Source organism: gamma proteobacterium symbiont of Lampromicra miyakona (genome assembly GCF_059730895.1).
In genome coordinates this window covers 1,931,459-1,950,607 of record NZ_AP035932.1, presented here as the reverse complement: position 1 = coordinate 1,950,607, position 19,149 = coordinate 1,931,459, and the positions used below count along the sequence as shown (strand labels likewise).

The following is a 19,149-nucleotide window of genomic DNA, read 5'->3' as shown; positions in this document are numbered from 1 at the left end:
TATTGCATAACTTTAGTTGAAAAAAGAATAACATACCCGTTGCGGCTTAGATAATTGTGCTTTATCACTACAATCACTCTGACTGATTAGCGGCCCTGGTTCAGGTTGTGGCACAATATCGGCAGTTTCGTCGGGCCAGTCGGGCCCGTGCGTTATCATGATGATAGCGCATCCTCTGAAGGTTCTGGAGAGTCACATGCAGCTGAAACGGGTAGCAGAAGCCAAACTGCCCACGCCATGGGGAGATTTCCTGATGGTTGGTTTTGAAGAACTGGCAACCGGCCACGACCACGTCGCGCTGGTTTATGGTGATATTAGCGATCACAATCCGGTGCTGGCGCGCGTCCACTCCGAATGTCTCACCGGCGATGCGCTGTTCAGCCTGCGCTGCGACTGCGGCTTCCAGCTGGAAGCGGCGCTGACCGCCATTGCGGAAGAAGGACGCGGCGTGCTGCTGTACCATCGTCAGGAAGGCCGTAACATCGGGCTGCTGAACAAAATTCGCGCCTATGCGTTGCAGGACAAAGGCTACGACACGGTGGAAGCAAACCATCAGTTGGGCTTTGCCGCCGATGAGCGTGATTTCACCCTGTGCGCCGACATGTTTAAACTGCTGGGCATCAATGAAGTGCGTTTGCTGACCAACAATCCGCGCAAAGTGGAGATCCTGTCAGAAGCGGGTATCAATATCGTTGAGCGCGTGCCGCTGATCGTTGGCCGTAACCCAAAAAATGCGCACTATCTCGATACGAAAGCCGAGAAGATGGGACATCTGCTGCCGAAATCGTAACGCGGCGGTGCGCGCACGCCATAGCGCCCTCGCGTCATGCATTTTCAGCGTCAATTAATAAAGCCGGGCATGCCCGGCTTTGTTTTTTAGTTGAGCATATTGCGTATCACGTAATGCAGGATGCCGTCGTTCTGGTAATAGGTCAGCTCATTACCGGTATCGATACGACAGCGGGTTTCCAGCGTCTGCTGACTGCCGTCAGCCCGCGTCAGCGTTACCGGGACGCTGCAGCCGGGCTGTAGCTGCGCCAGATTTGCCACGTCGATCCGCTCTTCCCCGGTCAGCTGTAGCGTCTTACGCGTCACGCCCGCCGGGAACTCCAGCGGTAAAATGCCCATGCCGATCAGGTTAGAGCGGTGAATACGCTCGAACGATTCGGCAATCACCACGCGCACGCCCTGCAGACGCGGACCTTTCGCCGCCCAGTCGCGGCTGGAGCCGGAGCCGTACTCTTTCCCGGCGATCACTGCCAGCGGCACGCCCTCCTCCTGATACTTCATCGCCGCATCGTAGATAGCCAGCTGTTCCTGGCTCGGATAGTGCCGGGTATAACCGCCCTCGACACCAGGCACCATTTCGTTGCGAATACGGATGTTAGCGAAAGTACCGCGCATCATGACTTCGTGGTTGCCGCGTCGTGAGCCATACGAGTTGAAGTCGTTACGCTCAACGCCGTGCGCCAGCAGATAACGCCCCGCCGGACTCTCCGCTTTAATGCTGCCAGCCGGGGAGATATGGTCGGTTGTCACCGAATCACCGAGCATCGCCAGGATGCGCGCGCCGTGAATGTCCTGCACCGGCTGCGGCGTTTTTTCCATATCGTCAAAGAACGGTGACAGACGAATATAGGTGGAGCCTTCATCCCAGTCATAGGTAGCGGCTTCGCTGACTTTGATCTGCTGCCACTCGGGCGTGCCGTCGAACACCTCGGCGTACTCTTTATGGAACATGTCGCTGGTAACTTTCTGCACCGAGGCGGCAATCTCTTCCGGCGATGGCCAGATATCCTTCAGATAGACGTCATTGCCCTGTTGATCCTGACCGATCGGATCAGTCTGCAGGTTGATCTTCATGTTGCCCGCCAGCGCATACGCCACCACCAGCGGCGGAGACGCCAGCCAGTTGGTTTTCACCAGCGGATGGATGCGCCCTTCGAAGTTGCGGTTGCCGGACAACACGGCGCCCACCGTCAAATCGCCCTCTTTGATCGCGCTTTCGATCTCATCCGGCAGCGGGCCGGAGTTACCGATGCAGGTGGTGCAGCCGTAACCCACCAGGTTAAAGCCCAGCTCATCAAGATACGGGGTCAGCTGCGCCACGGCGAGATAGTCGGACACCACTTTTGATCCTGGTGCCAGCGAGGCTTTTACCCAGGGTTTGCGCATCAGCCCGCGCTCGACAGCTTTTTTCGCCAGCAGGCCAGCCGCCATTAAGACGCTGGGGTTGGAGGTGTTAGTACAGGACGTAATCGCGGAGATCACCACGGCACCATCATCCAGCTGGATGCGGTCGCCGGTTTCGCTGTCCAGATAACTGACCGTTTTGTGCGGCTTCTGCGCATGATTCACTTCCAGCTCGTTACTGGCGTCGAAGGCCGCCGGTACGTCGCCGAGGGAAACGCGGTCCTGCGGACGTTTCGGACCGGCGAGGCTCGACTCTACCTCAGCCATATCCAGCGCCAGCGTGCTGGTGAAGATGGGTTCATCGCCCGGTTTACGCCACAGCCCCTGCTGTTTTGCATAGGCTTCCACCAGCTCAACCTGCTGCGCATCGCGCCCGGTGAGCGTCATGTAGCTGAGCGTTACTTCATCAATCGGGAAGAAACCGCAGGTTGCGCCATATTCTGGCGCCATGTTGGCGATGGTTGCGCGATCCGCCAGCGGCAGATCGGCCAGTCCGTCACCGTAGAATTCGACAAACTTACCGACCACCCCGTGCTTGCGCAGCATCTGCGTCACGGTTAATACCAGGTCGGTGGCGGTGATACCGGGACGCAGTTTGCCGGTCAGCTTGAAACCCACCACATCGGGAATCAGCATTGAAACCGGCTGGCCCAGCATAGCGGCCTCAGCTTCAATGCCGCCCACGCCCCAGCCAAGCACGCCCAGGGCGTTAATCATAGTGGTATGGGAATCGGTACCGACCAGCGTATCCGGATAAGCCACTTCTTTGCCGTCCAGCGTTTCATGCCAGATGGCTTTACCGAGGTACTCCAGATTGACCTGATGACAGATACCGGTGCCCGGCGGCACGACGCGGAAACGGTTAAAGGCTTTTTGCCCCCAGCGCAGGAAAACGTAGCGTTCGTGGTTGCGTTCCATCTCCAGGCGCACGTTTTCTTCAAACGCATCGTCATCGCCAAAATGGTCAACCGTGACCGAGTGGTCAATCACCAGATCGACCGGTGACAGCGGGTTAACTTTCGCCACATCACCGCCCAGCCGCTTCACGGCTTCACGCATCGCCGCCAGGTCAACCACGGCCGGTACGCCGGTGAAATCCTGCATTAATACGCGCGCCGGACGATAAGCAATTTCGCGATCGGCATGTGCAGTTTGCTGCCACGCCACCAGCGCCTGAATATCTGCTGCCGTTACGGAATCTTCATCCTGCCAGCGCAGCAGGTTTTCCAGCAGAACCTTAAGGGATTTTGGTAAGCGATCGATATCACCGACCTGCTGAGCGGCTTTCGGCAAACTGTAGTAATGATATTTTTTTGCCCCTACTTCCAGCGCATCCTGACTCTGCTCACGTAACGTTAACGACATAACTCCTCCTTTTATGGGCTCTTCTGCTAAACCTCAGAGAGTGCAAGGTTTAGCTTAAAGATAGACCACATTTTCGTTAACGTTTTGATAACAACACGAATTGACACACAAAACCGCAACGAAAAATGCCCTGACAAAAGTCAGGGCATTCAGAAAGCGTTAACTGGCAGGATTAGCGAATTACAGCACGGCCCAGACGGCCGCAGCCCAAAAGGCCATTGAGAAGGCATAAACGCTGAGCCATGAAAAAGTTGTGGTATTCATCTGTCACTCCTCCCGGATCGCGGGCAACAAAAAGCCATCGTCTTCAGCGTTGTACTGATGACACCGTTTTTTTAGATGCTGAGTGTTAAAGGACGGGCTTTTAACGTGCCCACCGGAGAGTCCGGTAAAATGCGCGACAGTATGTCTTAATAAGAATTGGACGCAGACTGCGTTATTTAGACTTCGGATCCATGAATGATTCAATAAAGCTGCGCTGCTGTTCACTCAGTTCCCAGGAAGCCGGGATTGCCACTTGCGGTTCAGCAGGCGCGTCTTTGGCTTTGCACACCGGTGCTTTAGGCTGACGCGCAGCGACCGGATATTTACGACTGAGTGTATTTGCCCACATGGCTTAACCCCACATACGCCAAATCATTAACGCCACCACTACCCAAAACAGTGCTGAAGCAGCGAAGACAGTCAACCAGGCTTTGCGACGGATGTTACCTGAACGCTCTACCTTGGTGCTTTTAGCCCGGAAGTCCGGTTGTACAGTTAATCTCGTAGTCATAGTTTTTGATAATCACTCTCAATAAAACGATTGATAACAACGATGAAGATTTAGGACGAATCCTAAACTTGTTAAGTCCAAAAATCCAGTTATTTTTATTGAGCACAACGATTAACGCTATTTATCAAAACCGCCAAAACTGATGAGATAAATTTAAGCACGCTGCAAACTATTAATTTAATAGTTACATTGTAAATTTGGCTTAAACCAAAATTAGATCCACTCTAAATTTGAGTTTAATTTAACGAGCCAGTTAAAAAGCCCTTTCTCATCAGCTCTTAACTGGAGTATGGGAATATTCCTGGCAGTCCGCAAAGCGGCAAAGTAAAAATTGTGTACTGATTCGCATTTAATAAATAACAATGAAAAAACATGTGACGCATGTTTCATTTACAAAAAAATAATGGAATTTTTTGAGGTTCTGCTGGTGCTAAGCGGCGGGAGGTGTGCGGGAAGTCGCTGGACATCCCGCAAAAATAATGAGTTAGGTGATTACCTGAAAGGAAGCTTGATATCGCGGAACATCGCTTCGATATCTTCGTTTGAGCGCAGCGCCACGGCGGCGTCCACCACGTCTCGCGTCAGATGCGGTGCGAAGCGCTGAATGAAATCATACATATAGCTGCGCAGGAATGTGCTGCGCCGGAAACCAATCTTGGTGGTGCTATTGGTGAAGATTTCTGAAGCTTCAATGCGCACCAGATCCGGATCGGAAACCGGGTCCACCGCCATGCTGGCAATCACCCCAACCCCCAGGCCTAAACGCACATAGGTTTTGATCACGTCGGCATCGGTTGCGGTAAAAACAATACGCGGCGTTAAACCGGCACGGTTAAACGCAGTATCCAGTTCTGAGCGGCCGGTAAAACCGAAGGTGTAAGTCACCAGCGGGAAATCAGCCAGCTCCTCAATCGACACATTGGATTTCCCCGCCAGCGGATGATCCGGCGTGACCACAATGGCACGGTTCCAGTGATAGCACGGCAGCATAATTAAGTCGTCGTACAGATGCAGCGCTTCGGTGGCAATGGCGAAATCGGCATTGCCTTTGGAGACCGCCTCAGCAATTTGTGTGGGCGAGCCCTGATGCATATGCAGGGAAACGCGCGGATAGCGTTCGATAAAGCCTTTGATTACGCCAGGCAGTGCATAACGCGCCTGAGTGTGGGTCGTGGCCACGTACAGCGATCCTTTATCTGGCCAGGTGTGTTCACCGGCAACCGATTTGATCGCATCCACTTTGGACAAAACTTCGCGCGCAATACGGATAATCTCTTCACCCGCTGGCGTCACCTGCGTCAGATGTTTGCCGCTGCGGGCAAAAATCTGCACGCCCAGCTCATCTTCCAGCATGCGCACCTGCTTACTGATGCCCGGTTGCGAGGTATACAGCCCCTCTGCCGTGGAGGAGACATTGAGGTTGTGGTTAACGACTTCAACGATGTAACGCAACTGCTGCAATTTCATAGTTATATCTTCCCGATAGCGACAGAGGTGCATTCCCTGCAGGCGTGTATCCGCCCTGATGGCGTAATAATGAGGGAAAGCGAGTCAGCAAAATGCAATAAGCTATAACTACTATATCAGTTAACGTAAGAATGTAGAACGATTAGCTATAAGGATGGGAAAAAGGCCAGCGAACGCTGGCCTCCAGGGGATTACTTCTTCGCTTCCTGCCACTTACCGTCGATATAGAAAACCGACCAGCCAGTCGCTTTGCCCTCTTTTTCTGAGGCAACATACTGCTGTTTGGTCTTACGGCTAAAACGCACCAGCGTTTTATTGCCTTCCGGATCCACTGCCGGCGCTTCGGCCAGATATTTCAGTTTCTCCGGAAGACGGTCAGCAAAGCGCTGCAGCTCTTCCACCAGCGGCGCACGGGTTTCACGCGATTTCGGGAAGGTGTTAGCGGCCAGGAACACGCCCGCAGCTCCGTCACGCAGCACAAAATACGCATCCGATTTTTCGCACGGCAGCTCCGGCAGCGGTACCGGATCTTCTTTCGGCGGCGCGACTTCGCCGTTACGCAGAATCTTACGGGTATTTTTACACTCCTCGTTGGTACAGGCCATGTACTTACCAAAACGCCCCATCTTCAGGTGCATCTCAGAGCCACATTTTTCGCACTCAACAATCGGACCGTCATAACCTTTAATACGGAATTCACCCTGCTCGATTTCATAACCGTCACACTCCGGGTTATTACCACAGACGTGCAGTTTACGGCCGTTGTCGATCAGGTAGCTGTCCATCGCGGTGCCGCACTTCTGGCAGCGACGACGGGCGCGCAGCGCGTTGGTTTCGGCATCATCGCCTTCCAGCACGTTAAGCACTTCGTTTTCCGGGATCAGGTTAATGGTCTGCTTGCAGCGCTCTTTCGGCGGCAGTGCATAACCGGAACAGCCGAGGAACACGCCGGTGCTGGCGGTGCGAATCCCCATTTTGCGTCCACAGGTTGGGCAGTCGATGGAGGTCAGCACCATCTGGTTCGGCTGCATGCCGCCCTCTTCCGGATCTTTCTCCGCCTGCTCCAGCTGCTGGCTGAAATCACTGAAGAATGAATCCAGCACGGCTTTCCATTGCGCTTCGTTATTCGCAACCTGGTCGAGACTGTCTTCCATGTGCGCGGTGAAATCATAATTCATTAGCTCACGGAAGTTCTCTTCCAAACGATCGGTAACAATCTCACCCATCTTCTCGGCGTAGAAACGGCGGTTTTCCACCCGCACGTAACCGCGATCCTGAATGGTGGAAATGATCGAAGCATAGGTAGACGGGCGGCCAATGCCACGCTTCTCCAGCTCGCGTACCAGCGAAGCTTCGCTGAAGCGCGCCGGCGGCTTGGTAAAGTGCTGGCCCGGCAGCAGGGATTTCAGATCCAGCGTGTCGCCCACGTTCACCGGCGGCAGCGTCAAATCTTCATCATTTTTACGCAGCGCGGGCATCACTTTGGTCCAGCCGTCGAAACGTAGCGTACGCCCTTTCGCTTTCAGTTTGAAATCTGCCGCGCCGACGGTCAGCGTGGTGGAATCATATTGCGCAGGCACCATCTGGCAGGCCACGAACTGGCGCCAGATCAGCTGATACAGCTTCTGCGCATCCGCTTCCATATCCTTCAACTGCTCGGCGGCAACGTTGACATCAGAAGGACGAATCGCTTCGTGCGCTTCCTGTGAATTCTCTTTGCTGGCATAGGTGTTGGGCGCATCCGGCAGGTAGTTCTTGCCGAATTTTTTCTCCACATAGCCACGCGCCATCGCCACCGCATCCTGACTCAGGTTGGTGGAATCGGTACGCATATAGGTGATGTGACCGGCTTCATACAGACGCTGCGCCATCATCATGGTTTTTTTCACGCCAAAACCAAGGCGGGTGCTCGCCGCCTGCTGCAGCGTCGAGGTGATAAACGGCGCCGACGGTTTGCTGCTGGTCGGCTTGTCTTCACGATCCAGAACCGCGTAACGCGCCTTTTCCAGGATGGCCACGGCCGCTTCGGTTTGCTCGCGGTTAACCGGGCGGAACGCTTTATCGCCCTGATGCGTTACCCTGACCGCCAGCGCATCGCCTTTCGGCGTTGACAGATCGGCGTCAATTTCCCAGTACTCTTCCGGTACGAAGGCTTTGATTTCGCGCTCGCGCTCCACCACCAGACGCACGGCAACCGACTGCACGCGTCCGGCCGACAGGCCACGGGCAATTTTTTTCCACAGCAGTGGCGAGACCATATAGCCCACCACGCGGTCCATAAAACGACGCGCCTGCTGCGCATTGACGCGCTCAATATTCAGTTCGCCCGGCTTCTCGAAAGCCTGACGGATCGCATTTTTGGTGATTTCGTTAAACACCACGCGGCTGAAGCGTTTGTCATCGCCGCCGATCACTTCCCGCAGGTGCCACGCAATGGCTTCCCCTTCGCGGTCAAGGTCGGTTGCGAGATAGATGTGGTCGGCATCGGCAGCCAGATTCTTCAGTTCGGAGACGACTTTTTCCTTGCCGGGCAGAATCTGATAGTCCGCTTCCCAGCCGTGCCACGGGTCAACGCCCATGCGATTAACCAGCGCGGCCTTTTCATCTTTCTTTACTTTCTTGCCGGTTTTCGCCTTTTCCCCGTCGGCACTTTTACGGGCCGTTGAACCACTGGTCGGCAAATCACGGATATGACCGACGCTGGATTTCACCACGTAGTCATTACCGAGGTATTTATTGATTGTTTTGGCCTTTGCCGGGGACTCAACGATGACGAGTGCTTTACCCATATGTACCTTTACCTAATTGAAACGTCCTGATAAACGGGAGAGGATTGGCAGCCCCAAAACCCAATGGGTTCAATATTGCTGCTGACTTTTTGCTTTTCAAGCCAGCGGGGACAATCTCTGGTCAGATTGCATCGGCATTTGCAACTTGATGATTAAGAGCGAGTTTTCCGTCTGACGGTATCACACATCCTGGTGTGATCTCCCTGAAAGCTGAATCGCCCACACTCTACCTGATAAAATCTGTTACGCAACTTAATTAGCATTCTGTTTAATTTCTCGCCAGTTTTCTGACCGAACGCTGATTTGCTGAACGCACCGACAGGCAAGTAATATAGAAGGAGAAAATTCGCTGTCAAAAAAGAGGTGAAAAATGTCAGCAGAAACGGAATCCATTTCACGCCAGGCGCTACTGGAAATCGCTAATCAGCTCATTGAGCAGCACGATGAATATTTTGCCGGGATGGAAGCCACTGAGGTGATTCAGCAGGGCGAGGTTCTGGTGTTTCGCGGCCCGTGGTTCCTCGACGATGAAGGGTTGCCGACTGCCAAAACCACGGCGGTGTTTAACGTGTTTAAGCACCTTGCCGTGGTGCTCTCCGCGCAGTATCACCTGGCATAAAAAAACCCGGCCTGCGCCGGGTTGGTTCACAACAGCGGTTTATCACCGCGCTGCCAGATTTTCAGAATCAGCCGCTCGGCTGCCGCGCTGGCACTGTGGGTCATGCGATCAATCATTTTTTTCTTGCGCGCGAAGTGCACGCCCAGCACGCTAAAACGGTCCATACGCGCAATGATCAGCGCATCGCTGGTACCAATCTCATCAATTAGCCCCAGATCCAGCGCCTGACGGCCATACCAGTGTTCGCCCGTCGCCACTTTGTCCAGATCCAGCGCCGGACGCATCTGATGCACAAAATCTTTAAACAGCTGATGGGTTTCATTCAGGTCTTCCTGAAATTTCTCCCGCCCTTCCTCGGTATTCTCACCAAACAGCGTCAGCGTACGCTTGTACTGGCCGGCAGTGTGCAGCTCCACATCAATGTCGTTACGCTTCAGTAGCCGGTTAAAGTTAGGGATTTGCGCCACCACGCCGATGGAACCAATGATGGAGAACGGCGCCGCCACGATGCGATCCGCAACGCAGGCCATCATGTAGCCACCGCTGGCGGCAACTTTATCCACTACCGCGGTCAGCTGCAGCCCCGCATCACGCAGACGTTGTAGCTGCGACGCGGCCAGGCCATAACCGTGCACCACGCCACCGGGACTTTCCAGCCGCAGCAGCACTTCATCACCCGGCTGCGCCACCGCCAGCACGGCGGAGATCTCTTCGCGCAGCGAGCTGACTTCACCGGCGTCCATACTGCCTTTGAACTCCAGCACATAGAGAGTCGGCTTCGCCGCTTCAGTCACACCGGCTTTGGCGTTGCGCTTTTCGGCTTTGGCTTTCTGTTTCTCTTCTTTCTTATGCTGCTTCAGCCACACTTTTTGCGCCTGCGGCTTCATCTTCGCCAGCTGCAGGTCCTCTTTCATCTCACGATAGGCTTCGTCGAGATGGGTTAAGCGCAGCTGACCGCCGCTGTGACGTTTACGCAGCGCGGCATTGAGCACAATCAGTACAATAGCTGCGATCGCCACCACGACGGTGACGGCCTTGGCCAGAAATAATCCATAGCTGGAGAGTAAATCCATTCTGCCGCCTTAATAAACAGTGAATTACAGTCAAACCCTGAGTTTACCCGCTTTGATGCCATTCGTCGCCTGAAATGCCGGCAGGCGGCACAGAATGCGCGTTGCGACGATTGCACCTTGCGCCAAATTGAGGCATAAAGCCAAAAAACCCTCTGACCTGCAAAGGACATCGCTGTGCATTATCAACCGAAAAGCGACCTGCTGGACAATCGCATCATTCTTGTGACCGGTGCTTCCAACGGCATCGGCCGCGAAGCCGCCCTGACCTATGCGCGCTACGGTGCGCGCGTGATTCTGCTCGGCCGCAATGCCACCACGCTGCAGCAAACCGCTGAGGCGATTAATCAGCTCAATAAACAGCCCGCGGCTACGCTGCTGCTGGATCTGGCGCACGCCACACCGGAAAGCTGCCAGCAGCTGGCGCAACAGGTTGCCGCGCTGGTGCCGCGGCTGGATGGCGTGCTGCATAACGCCGGCATTCTCGGTGAAATCGTGCCGCTGGCGGAACTCGATCCGGCGGTCTGGCAGCAGGTGATGCAAATCAACCTCGACGCCACCTTCTATTTAACGCAGGCGCTGCTGCCGCTGCTGCTGAAATCCGACGCCGGTTCACTGGTGTTCACCACCTCCAGCGTGGGCCGCACCGGCCGCGCGGGCTGGGGCGCCTATGCCGTGTCGAAATTCGCCACCGAAGGCATGATGCAGGTGCTGGCCGATGAGTATAAAAACCGCCATCTGCGGGTGAACTGCATCAATCCCGGCGGCACGCGCACCAAAATGCGCGCCAGCGCCTTCCCGGAGGAGAATGCCAGCCTGCTGAAAACCCCGGCCGACCTGATGCCGCTCTACCTCTATCTGATGGGCGATGACAGCCGCCGTAAAACCGGCATCAGCTACGATGCACAACCGGGGCGCAAGCCGGGACCGGCCAGCGCATGAGCGATCGTCACCAGCAACGCCAGCAGCGGCTGAAAGAGCAGGTTGACGCCCGCATCGCCGCCGCCACCGAAACGCGCGGCATCCTGATGGTGTTTACCGGCAACGGCAAAGGTAAAACCACCGCCGCTTTTGGCACCGCGCTGCGCGCCTGTGGCCACGGTAAAAACGTGGCTGCCGTGCAGTTTATTAAGGGCGAATGGCCCAATGGTGAACGTAATCTGCTGGCGCAGCACGGCGTGGAGTTTCAGGTGATGGCCACCGGCTTTACCTGGGAGACGCAAAACCGTGCCAGCGATACGGCCGCCTGCCAGCAGGTGTGGCAACAGGCCAGACGCATGCTGCAAGACACGTCGCTGGATCTGGTGATACTGGATGAAATCACCTACATGGTGAGTATGGATTATCTCGATCTGGATGAGCTGGTCACTGCACTGCAGCAGCGTCCGCCGCAGCAAAGTGTGATCATTACCGGGCGCGGCTGTCACCGCACGCTACTGGAACTGGCGGATACCGTCAGCGAGATGCGTCCGGTCAAACACGCGTTTGACGCCGGCATTCAGGCACAGCAGGGAATCGACTGGTAAAAACGGACGCCGCAGGCGCGGCGTCGGGGAGCATCAGGCACCGCGTTTGGTGTTGTTGCGACGCGGGCTGTTATTGCTTACCGCGCTATGGCGTTTCACCGCCCGGCGGATTTGGTTCGCTTTGGTGCGGCGACGATCTTTCTCGACCGCCACTTTGGTCACCGTCTCTTCCGGCAGTCCCACCAGCTTACGCAGGTAGTTGACCGCCGGCAGTTCCATCTCCATCCAGCCGCCGCGCGGCAGACCTTTTGGCAGCTGAATATCGCCGTAGCGCACGCGCATCAGACGGCTTACCTGCACGCCAACCGCTTCCCACAGACGACGCACCTCGCGGTTACGCCCTTCCGTCAGGGTGACGTTGTACCACTGGTTAATGCCTTCGCCGCCGGCGAATTTGATGGTTTTGAACGCTGCCGGACCGTCTTCCAGCTGCACGCCCTTGCTCAGCTGACGCACTTTTTCGTCATCCACTTCACCGAATACGCGCACTGCGTATTCACGCTCAACTTCGCGGCTTGGGTGCATCAGGCGGTTGGCCAGCTCACCGTCGGTGGTGAACAACATCAGACCGCAGGTGTTCACGTCCAGACGGCCGACGGCAATCCAGCGTGAACCGCGCAGGCGCGGCAGACGATCAAATACCGTTGGGCGCCCTTCCGGATCGTTGCGCGTGCACAGCTCACCTTCCGGTTTGTAATACGCCAGTACGCGACACACCTCGGTGGCCGATTCAGCAATCGATACCAGATGGCCATCAATACGGATTTTCAGGGTTTTGTCATTTTCGATGCGATCGCCCAGCGTCGCCAGTTTGCCATCGACGCTGATGCGTCCGGCTGAAATCATTGCTTCGATTTCACGGCGCGAACCGTGTCCGGCGCGCGCTAATACTTTTTGTAATTTCTCGCTCATGGAGCTGCCTCGTTGTCGCCTTCCCAGGCGTCGTGGTAATGAAGAGGTAAGATACCGGCGTTACCAGGTCCCGTATCAGAATCTGTGACCGCTTCGCGCCAGGTGCCAGCGCGGACGGCCGGAGATTTTACACCAGCTAAAGTTTCGTTAACACCTTTTCCTTTTCTGCCGATAATAAAGCGCCTGTGGTCCGGAGGCTGAAGCGGGCAGCAAGGTCATTGATTCAGATTTCTGATTGATTTGCGTAAAGAGCGTGATGATAGCCTGCGCAACCCGCTGAAATTACGTTGTTTTGCCTGAGACCGTTTATTTATTTAATGACGCGCCGATTAGTGCCGCAATAGATTAAAGAGGCTCACCAGTCTATTACCCGCAGCGTTCCCGGCCAGGCTGCAGATGTGCAAACAGAAAATCGGCGTAAAACACCAAAATTAGCACAAAGAACTAAATAGTGGTGTTAGTAAAGCTTATTGCAGCCAGCAGCACCAGCCATACAGCAGATTGGCGCTGCAGGTTGGATTAAGTCTGTATTTTCGCTTTTATTTGATAAAGATTAAATATGATGAATTGTTCTGCCGCGAAAACTGTGTAAAATTTAATCCTGAATTCGGCTAAGCAGTATCAGAAATTATTTTAATTACTTTTTATAAGCTTTCAAACAACAAGCCATTAACAAATAATGGTACAGCTGGCCTGATAATATAATCCGGCGCGCTCGGGAAATGGCGCGCTAATCGTTTCACGGATTGAATTTAATTTGTCTGTCGAAAGTCTTCACCAGGGATTTTGCTGACGGACATTAAATGAAGACCGCCATCATGAGAACCTCCCTGCTTTGGCCGGCGCTTGCAGCGCTGGCACTGAGCGGCTGTTCCGTGGGCCATACTGAGTACAGTCGTACGGCGCTGCAGCACGTGGATATGAGCGTGACCGGCATCCCGACGGTACTGGGTCTGGGCATCCTCGGTACAACCATTCCGTTAACACCGGAATACAGTCTGACTGCCGCGCACGTGGCCAAAACCGCCGTGCAGCGCGTGAAGGCTTATCACCCCTATTGCGACGTCGCGATTATTTATCATAAAAACAGTCCGGATACGCTGGCGAAATTCCGCAGCAGCGCGGTGGGCGAGCCAATTAAAATGTATGGCTACAGTTTTATTTCCGCGATGCCGGTGGAGTCGAGCGGCGTTAATCTGGCGCGCACCGCCATTAATAATCGCTGGAATAAAAAGCCCTGTATGGCAATGGCTTCCGATGCCGGTGTCGTTCAGGGGATGTCAGGCGGCGCTGTCTATAATGCCGACCAGACCATCAGCGGAGTGATTGTGGGTTACAGCCATGAAATTGCTAACGTACGCAGCAAAAAAGTCATCTTAAAAGATGTCTCGCTGTACATTCCGTACGGCGATTTCAAACGCTGGCTGGAAGCCAACATCGGCCAGACGCCACAAACAGCGCCTGGCCCGGCGTAATCACAGGAACGGGCGGGTATCGCCTGCCCCTTCACGCACGATGACGGGCGCATCGCTGGTGAGATCGATCACGGTGGTTGGCTGCTGGCCCAGCGTGCCGCCATCGATAATTAAATCCACCAGCTTGCCGATGCTGTGCTGGATCTCTTCCGGATCGGATTCAGTGAAATCATTGCCTGGCAGCATCAGGGAGGTCGACATCATCGGCTCATTGAGGCGTTCCAGCAGCGCCAGCGCCACCGGGTTTGACGGTACGCGCAGGCCGATGGTTTTACGTTTGTCGTTCATCAGACGACGCGGCACTTCTTTGGTGGCCTTCAGAATGAAGGTGTAATTGCCTGGCGTATTGTTTTTCAGAATGCGAAACGCGCTGTTATCCACCTGCGAATAGGTCGACAGCTCAGAGAGATCGCGGCACATCAGGGTAAAGTTATGGTTACCATCGAGCTGACGAATGCGGCAGATGCGTTCCATGGCATTCTTCTCTTCCAGACGGCATCCCAGCGCGTAGCCGGAATCGGTCGGATAGACAATAACGCTGCCTTTGTTGAGATAATCCACCGCCTGATTAACCAGACGCGGCTGCGGATTTTCCGGATGAATGTGAAAAAGTTGACTCATAAAAACCTCATATCACCCATCAACGTGCGATCTGACCGGCGCTAAAGCGGGAAAACGCTCCCAGACCGGCTCCACGCCGCCCGGCAGCCATAGCTTGCGCCCCAGTTCAATCCACGGACAGGGTTGGTGAAAATCGGACCCCTGCGAGGCCGCCAGCTGATTATCGCGCGCATAGCTCGCCAGCTGGGTACGTTCATTCGGTGCCTGCTGACACTGCGCCACTTCCATCGCATCGCCGCCTTCTGCGGCAAAATGCGCAATCAGTCGCTTCAGCCATTTGGCCGACAGCCCGTAGCGCGCAGGATGGGCCAGTACCGCCACGCCACCAGAATGATGAATAGCATCAATGGCTTGTTTAATTGTACACCATTGTGGTGGCACGTAGCCGGTTTTGCCGCGCGCCAGATAGTTTTTAAATACCTGCGCCATGTTATCGGCTTTGCCCAGCTCTACCAGATAGCGGGCAAAATGCCCGCGGGTAATCACCCCGCCCTGCGCCAGACGCTGAGCGCCGGCCAGTGCGTCAGGAATGCGCGCGCGCTCCAGCCGTTCGGCAATCAGTTCTGCACGTGCCATACGGCACTGGTGCTGCTGCGCCAGAAAAGCAGTTAACGCCGGATGCTGCGTATCAACGTTGAGTCCGACAATATGAATTTCGTGATTTTCCCACAGCGTAGACGCTTCCACACCGGCCAGTACCCGCAGCGGTAGCTGAAGCTGCTGCACCGCCGCCTGCGCTTCGGCAACGCCCGCCACGCTGTCGTGATCGGTAATCGCCAGCACGCCGACGTGCATCTCAACGGCGCGCTGCACCAGCGCGGTCGGCGTCAGCAAACCGTCAGAAGCCTGGGTATGGCTGTGTAAATCATAAAGTGGAAAACGGGCGATATCTGACAAGGTCACTCCAGCGACTGCAATAAACCGGCTGGCATGATAACGATTTTGCCCGTAACTGAAAAAGGGTATTGACTTTTTTCACCCGAACCAGTTAACTAGTACACAAGTTCACACGTAACGGGTATTTAATCATGGCTCTTATTGGTACGCATGTTAATGGTTGGTGGCGCGATGATCCCTTTCACGGGCGACGTCGTCATGCACATTTTGCGTAACCGCAGTGCAGATACCTGAGCCCGCCACCGAGCGGGCTTTTTTTTGAGCGAAATTCAGAGAATCCATTATGGCTAATGCGAAACCTACATTGAAGTTGATTACCGGTACCGCGCCCTACCGCGAAGATCCGGCCGCAGTGTTTCATCAATTATGCGGCGCACGTCCGGCAACTCTGCTGCTTGAATCTGCCGATATCGACAGCAAGCAGAACCTGAAAAGCCTGCTGATTGTCGACAGCGCGCTGCGCATCAGCGCCCTGGGCAATGTTGTTACCCTGCAGGCGCTGTCGGAAAACGGCCGCGCGCTGCTGCCGCTGCTGGACGAAGCACTGCCCCCCGAGGTGCGCATCGCCGTGCGCCCGGACGGACGTGAGCTGCATTTCACGCCGGTTGAGGGTCTGCACGATGAAGACTCCCGCCTGAAAGCGCTGTCGGTGTTTGATGCGCTGCGTCTGATTCCGCATCTGGTTAACAGCCCGGCCGAAGAACGTGAAGCCATGCTGCTGGGCGGCCTGTTTGCCTACGATCTGGTGGCGGGATTTGAAGATCTGCCGCCGCTGCGCAATGACCAAAGCTGCCCGGATTACTGTTTCTACCTCGCCGAAACGTTACTGGTGATCGATCACCAGCAGCGCAGCGCCCGTCTGCAGGCCAGCCTGTTTGCGCCGTCCACCAGCGAGTTTCAGCGTCTGCAGAGCCGTATTGAACAGCTGCACGGTCAGATGACGCAGCCAGCACCTGCGCTGCCGGTGCAGCGCGTCGAGCAGATGACGCTGAGCACCAGCCAGAGCGATGAAGCTTACTGCAACGTGGTAAGCGAACTGCAGCAGGCCATTCGCATCGGCGAAATCTTCCAGGTGGTACCATCGCGCCGCTTCTCGCTGCCGTGCCCGTCACCGCTGGCGGCTTACGATACGCTGAAAAACAGCAACCCCAGCCCTTACATGTTCTTTATGCAGGATCAGGATTTTGCGCTGTTCGGCGCTTCGCCGGAGAGTTCGCTGAAGTATGACGCCAGCTCGCGCCAGATCGAAATCTATCCGATTGCCGGTACGCGTCCGCGCGGTCGCCATGCGGATGGCTCGCTGGATCGCGACCTGGACAGCCGTATTGAACTGGAAATGCGCACCGATCATAAAGAGCTGGCTGAGCACCTGATGCTGGTGGATCTGGCGCGCAACGACCTGGCGCGTATCTGTGTGCCCGGCAGCCGTTACGTGGCGGATTTAACCAAAGTGGACCGCTACTCGTTTGTGATGCACCTGGTGTCCCGCGTGGTAGGCACGCTGCGTAACGACCTTGATGTGCTGCACGCCTATCGCGCCTGCATGAACATGGGCACGCTGAGTGGCGCACCGAAAGTGCGCGCGATGCAGCTGATTGCGGAAAAAGAAGGCACGCGGCGCGGCAGCTACGGCGGCGCGGTCGGCTACTTCACCGCCAGCGGCGACCTGGATACCTGCATCGTCATCCGCTCCGCCTGGGTGGAAGGTGGCGTTGCCACCGTGCAGGCCGGTGCCGGCGTGGTGCTGGATTCTCAGCCTCAGGCTGAAGCGGATGAGAGCCGCAACAAAGCCCGCGCGGTATTGCGCGCCATCGCTACTGCCCATCACTGCAAGGAGATTTTCTGATGGCCGATATCCTGCTGCTCGATAATATCGACTCCTTTACCTACAACCTCGTTGATCAGCTGCGTACCTTTGGCCACAACGTGGTGATTTACCGCAACAACGTCCCGGCAGAAGTGCTGATCGAGCGCCTGCAGCAGATGGAAAACCCGGTGCTGATGCTCTCACCCGGCCCTGGCGCACCGAAAGATGCCGGCTGCATGCCGCAGCTGTTACAGGCGCTGCGCGGTCAGCTGCCGATCATTGGTATCTGTCTCGGCCATCAGGCCATCGTCGAAGCTTACGGCGGGCACGTCGGCCAGGCGGGCGAAATTCTGCACGGCAAAGCCTCCGCCATTACCCATGATGGCGAGGCGATGTTTACCGGCCTCAGCAACCCGCTGCCGGTGGCGCGTTACCACTCGCTGGTGGGCAGCAATACGCCGGCGGAACTGACGGTTAACGCCAGCTACAACGGCATGGTGATGGCGGTGCGTCACGAAACGGACCGCGTGTGCGGATTCCAGTTCCATCCTGAGTCGATTCTCACCACGCAGGGCGCACGTCTGCTGGAGCAAACACTGGCCTGGGCGCTGGCGAAATAACAGGGAGATGATGATGCAAACTATTCTGGAAAAACTGTATCAGGCGCAAACGCTGAGCCAGGCCGAGAGCCACCAGCTGTTCAGCGCGATTATTACCGGACAGCTGGAGCCGACGCAGCTGGCAGCGGCGCTGATCTCCATGAAAGTGCGTGGCGAGCGCCCGGAAGAGATCGCCGGTGCCGCCTCCGCGCTGCTGGCCGATGCCAGACCGTTCCCGCGTCCGGACTATACTTTTGCCGATATCGTTGGCACCGGCGGTGATGGCAGCAACAGCATTAATATTTCAACGGCCAGCGCCTTTGTCGCCGCCACCTGCGGGCTGAAAGTGGCCAAGCACGGCAACCGCAGCGTCTCCAGCAAATCCGGATCTTCCGATCTGCTGGCCGCTTTCGGTATCAATCTCGACATGCCGGCGCAGCAGGCACGGCAGGCGCTGGACGATCTCAACGTCTGCTTCCTGTTTGCGCCGCAGTATCACAGCGGTTTCCGCCACGCGATGCCGGTGCGCCAGCAGCTGAAAACCCGCACGCTGTTTAACGTGCTGGGTCCGCTGATCAACCCGGCGCGCCCACCGCTGGCGGTGATTGGCGTCTACAGTCCGGAACTGGTGCTGCCCATTGCCCAGACGCTGAAAGTGCTGGACTACAAGCGTGCTGCCGTGGTGCACGGTGGCGGCATGGATGAAGTGGCGCTGCACAGTGCGACCCAGGTCGCTGAGCTGCGTGACGGCGAGATCACCAGTTACCAGTTGACGCCGGAAGACTTTGGCTTCAGCTTCCAGCCGAAAGAGGCACTGGCCGGCGGCACACCGGAAGAAAACCGTGACATTCTGACGCGTTTGCTCCAGGGTAAAGGCCAGCCCGCCCACGAGCAGGCCGTTGCGGTAAATGTCGCAATGTTGCTGAAAGTATTCGGAAATGAAGATTTGCGCGATAACGCTGAGCGCGCCATGGCTGCCATTCGCAGCGGTCAGGCGTACGAGCGCGTTGTGGCACTGGCAGCGAGAGGATGAA

15 protein-coding genes, 1 pseudogene and 1 other annotated feature are annotated in these 19,149 nt (G+C 56.0%); of the genes and pseudogenes, 7 read left to right on the top strand and 9 right to left on the bottom strand.

Annotated features, from left to right (window positions below; all coding sequences use genetic code 11):
- The first annotated feature begins 196 nt into the window (after positions 1-196).
- Positions 197-790: a GTP cyclohydrolase II gene (gene ribA, locus AC6I8P_RS09040; RefSeq protein ID WP_058758620.1), complete on the top strand. Its 594-nt coding sequence runs from the start codon at positions 197-199 to the stop codon at positions 788-790.
- Between the two features lie 86 nt (positions 791-876).
- On the opposite strand, the gene acnA is transcribed toward ribA, so the two are convergent.
- The 5 genes from acnA to topA all read right to left on the bottom strand — a co-directional run bounded on the left by acnA (position 877) and on the right by topA (position 8,589).
- On the bottom strand, positions 877-3,558 hold the full coding sequence (gene acnA, locus AC6I8P_RS09035; RefSeq protein ID WP_058771277.1) for an aconitate hydratase AcnA: 2,682 nt from the start codon (positions 3,556-3,558) through the stop codon (positions 877-879).
- 436 nt (positions 3,559-3,994) lie between these two features.
- Entirely contained in the window at positions 3,995-4,171 is a 177-nt protein-coding gene (locus AC6I8P_RS09030) for a YciX family protein (RefSeq protein WP_176428134.1), read from the bottom strand.
- 3 nt (positions 4,172-4,174) lie between these two features.
- Positions 4,175-4,333: a YmiA family putative membrane protein gene (locus AC6I8P_RS09025; protein ID WP_071813666.1), complete on the bottom strand. Its 159-nt coding sequence runs from the start codon at positions 4,331-4,333 to the stop codon at positions 4,175-4,177.
- Between the two features lie 492 nt (positions 4,334-4,825).
- Entirely contained in the window at positions 4,826-5,800 is a 975-nt protein-coding gene (cysB, locus tag AC6I8P_RS09020) for an HTH-type transcriptional regulator CysB (protein WP_021510116.1), read from the bottom strand.
- Between the two features lie 191 nt (positions 5,801-5,991).
- The gene (topA, locus tag AC6I8P_RS09015) at positions 5,992-8,589 is read right to left on the bottom strand and encodes a type I DNA topoisomerase (protein ID WP_498031128.1); all 2,598 of its coding nucleotides are present in this window, start codon (positions 8,587-8,589) and stop codon (positions 5,992-5,994) included.
- Between the two features lie 370 nt (positions 8,590-8,959).
- Here topA and AC6I8P_RS09010 point away from each other — a divergent pair, with 370 nt between their 5' ends.
- On the top strand, positions 8,960-9,208 hold the full coding sequence (locus tag AC6I8P_RS09010; RefSeq protein ID WP_159378131.1) for a YciN family protein: 249 nt from the start codon (positions 8,960-8,962) through the stop codon (positions 9,206-9,208).
- 26 nt (positions 9,209-9,234) lie between these two features.
- Here the strand turns inward: AC6I8P_RS09010 and sohB are convergent, their stop codons facing one another.
- Positions 9,235-10,281 carry a protease SohB gene (sohB, locus tag AC6I8P_RS09005; RefSeq protein WP_498031127.1) on the bottom strand — a complete coding sequence of 349 codons (1,047 nt, stop codon included), beginning with the start codon at positions 10,279-10,281 and terminating at the stop codon, positions 9,235-9,237.
- A gap of 174 nt (positions 10,282-10,455) precedes the next feature.
- Between sohB and AC6I8P_RS09000 the strand changes: the two genes are divergently transcribed.
- Entirely contained in the window at positions 10,456-11,220 is a 765-nt protein-coding gene (locus AC6I8P_RS09000; RefSeq protein ID WP_159378129.1) for a YciK family oxidoreductase, read from the top strand.
- The gene (cobO, locus tag AC6I8P_RS08995; RefSeq protein WP_159378128.1) at positions 11,217-11,804 is read left to right on the top strand and encodes a cob(I)yrinic acid a,c-diamide adenosyltransferase; all 588 of its coding nucleotides are present in this window, start codon (positions 11,217-11,219) and stop codon (positions 11,802-11,804) included. Before AC6I8P_RS09000 ends, cobO begins: the two co-directional genes overlap by 4 nt.
- 33 nt (positions 11,805-11,837) lie before the next feature.
- On the opposite strand, the gene rluB is transcribed toward cobO, so the two are convergent.
- Positions 11,838-12,716, bottom strand: coding sequence for a 23S rRNA pseudouridine(2605) synthase RluB (gene rluB, locus AC6I8P_RS08990; protein ID WP_021510110.1), 879 nt, complete (start codon positions 12,714-12,716; stop codon positions 11,838-11,840).
- Between the two features lie 818 nt (positions 12,717-13,534).
- Between rluB and AC6I8P_RS08985 the strand changes: the two genes are divergently transcribed.
- Positions 13,535-14,191, top strand: a complete 657-nt coding sequence (locus AC6I8P_RS08985) for a S1 family serine peptidase (RefSeq protein WP_181444749.1) — start codon at positions 13,535-13,537, stop codon at positions 14,189-14,191.
- Here AC6I8P_RS08985 and AC6I8P_RS08980 read toward each other — a convergent pair whose 3' ends face one another.
- Together AC6I8P_RS08980 and rnm are read right to left on the bottom strand one after the other, a co-directional pair.
- Entirely contained in the window at positions 14,192-14,812 is a 621-nt protein-coding gene (locus tag AC6I8P_RS08980) for an L-threonylcarbamoyladenylate synthase (protein ID WP_021510107.1), read from the bottom strand. It abuts the gene before it with no gap.
- A gap of 12 nt (positions 14,813-14,824) precedes the next feature.
- Positions 14,825-15,709, bottom strand: a complete 885-nt coding sequence (rnm, locus tag AC6I8P_RS08975) for an RNase RNM (RefSeq protein ID WP_088517175.1) — start codon at positions 15,707-15,709, stop codon at positions 14,825-14,827.
- A 155-nt stretch (positions 15,710-15,864) separates the two neighbouring features.
- Positions 15,865-15,969, top strand: a sequence feature (Trp leader region).
- A 23-nt stretch (positions 15,970-15,992) separates the two neighbouring features.
- Between rnm and AC6I8P_RS08970 the strand changes: the two genes are divergently transcribed.
- Positions 15,993-17,555 carry an anthranilate synthase component 1 gene (locus AC6I8P_RS08970; RefSeq protein WP_031280219.1) on the top strand — a complete coding sequence of 521 codons (1,563 nt, stop codon included), beginning with the start codon at positions 15,993-15,995 and terminating at the stop codon, positions 17,553-17,555.
- Positions 17,555-19,148, top strand: a pseudogene (gene trpD / locus AC6I8P_RS08965) (bifunctional anthranilate synthase glutamate amidotransferase component TrpG/anthranilate phosphoribosyltransferase TrpD). The gene AC6I8P_RS08970 and the pseudogene trpD overlap by 1 nt, the downstream one beginning before the upstream one ends.
- Position 19,149 lies beyond the last annotated feature (1 nt).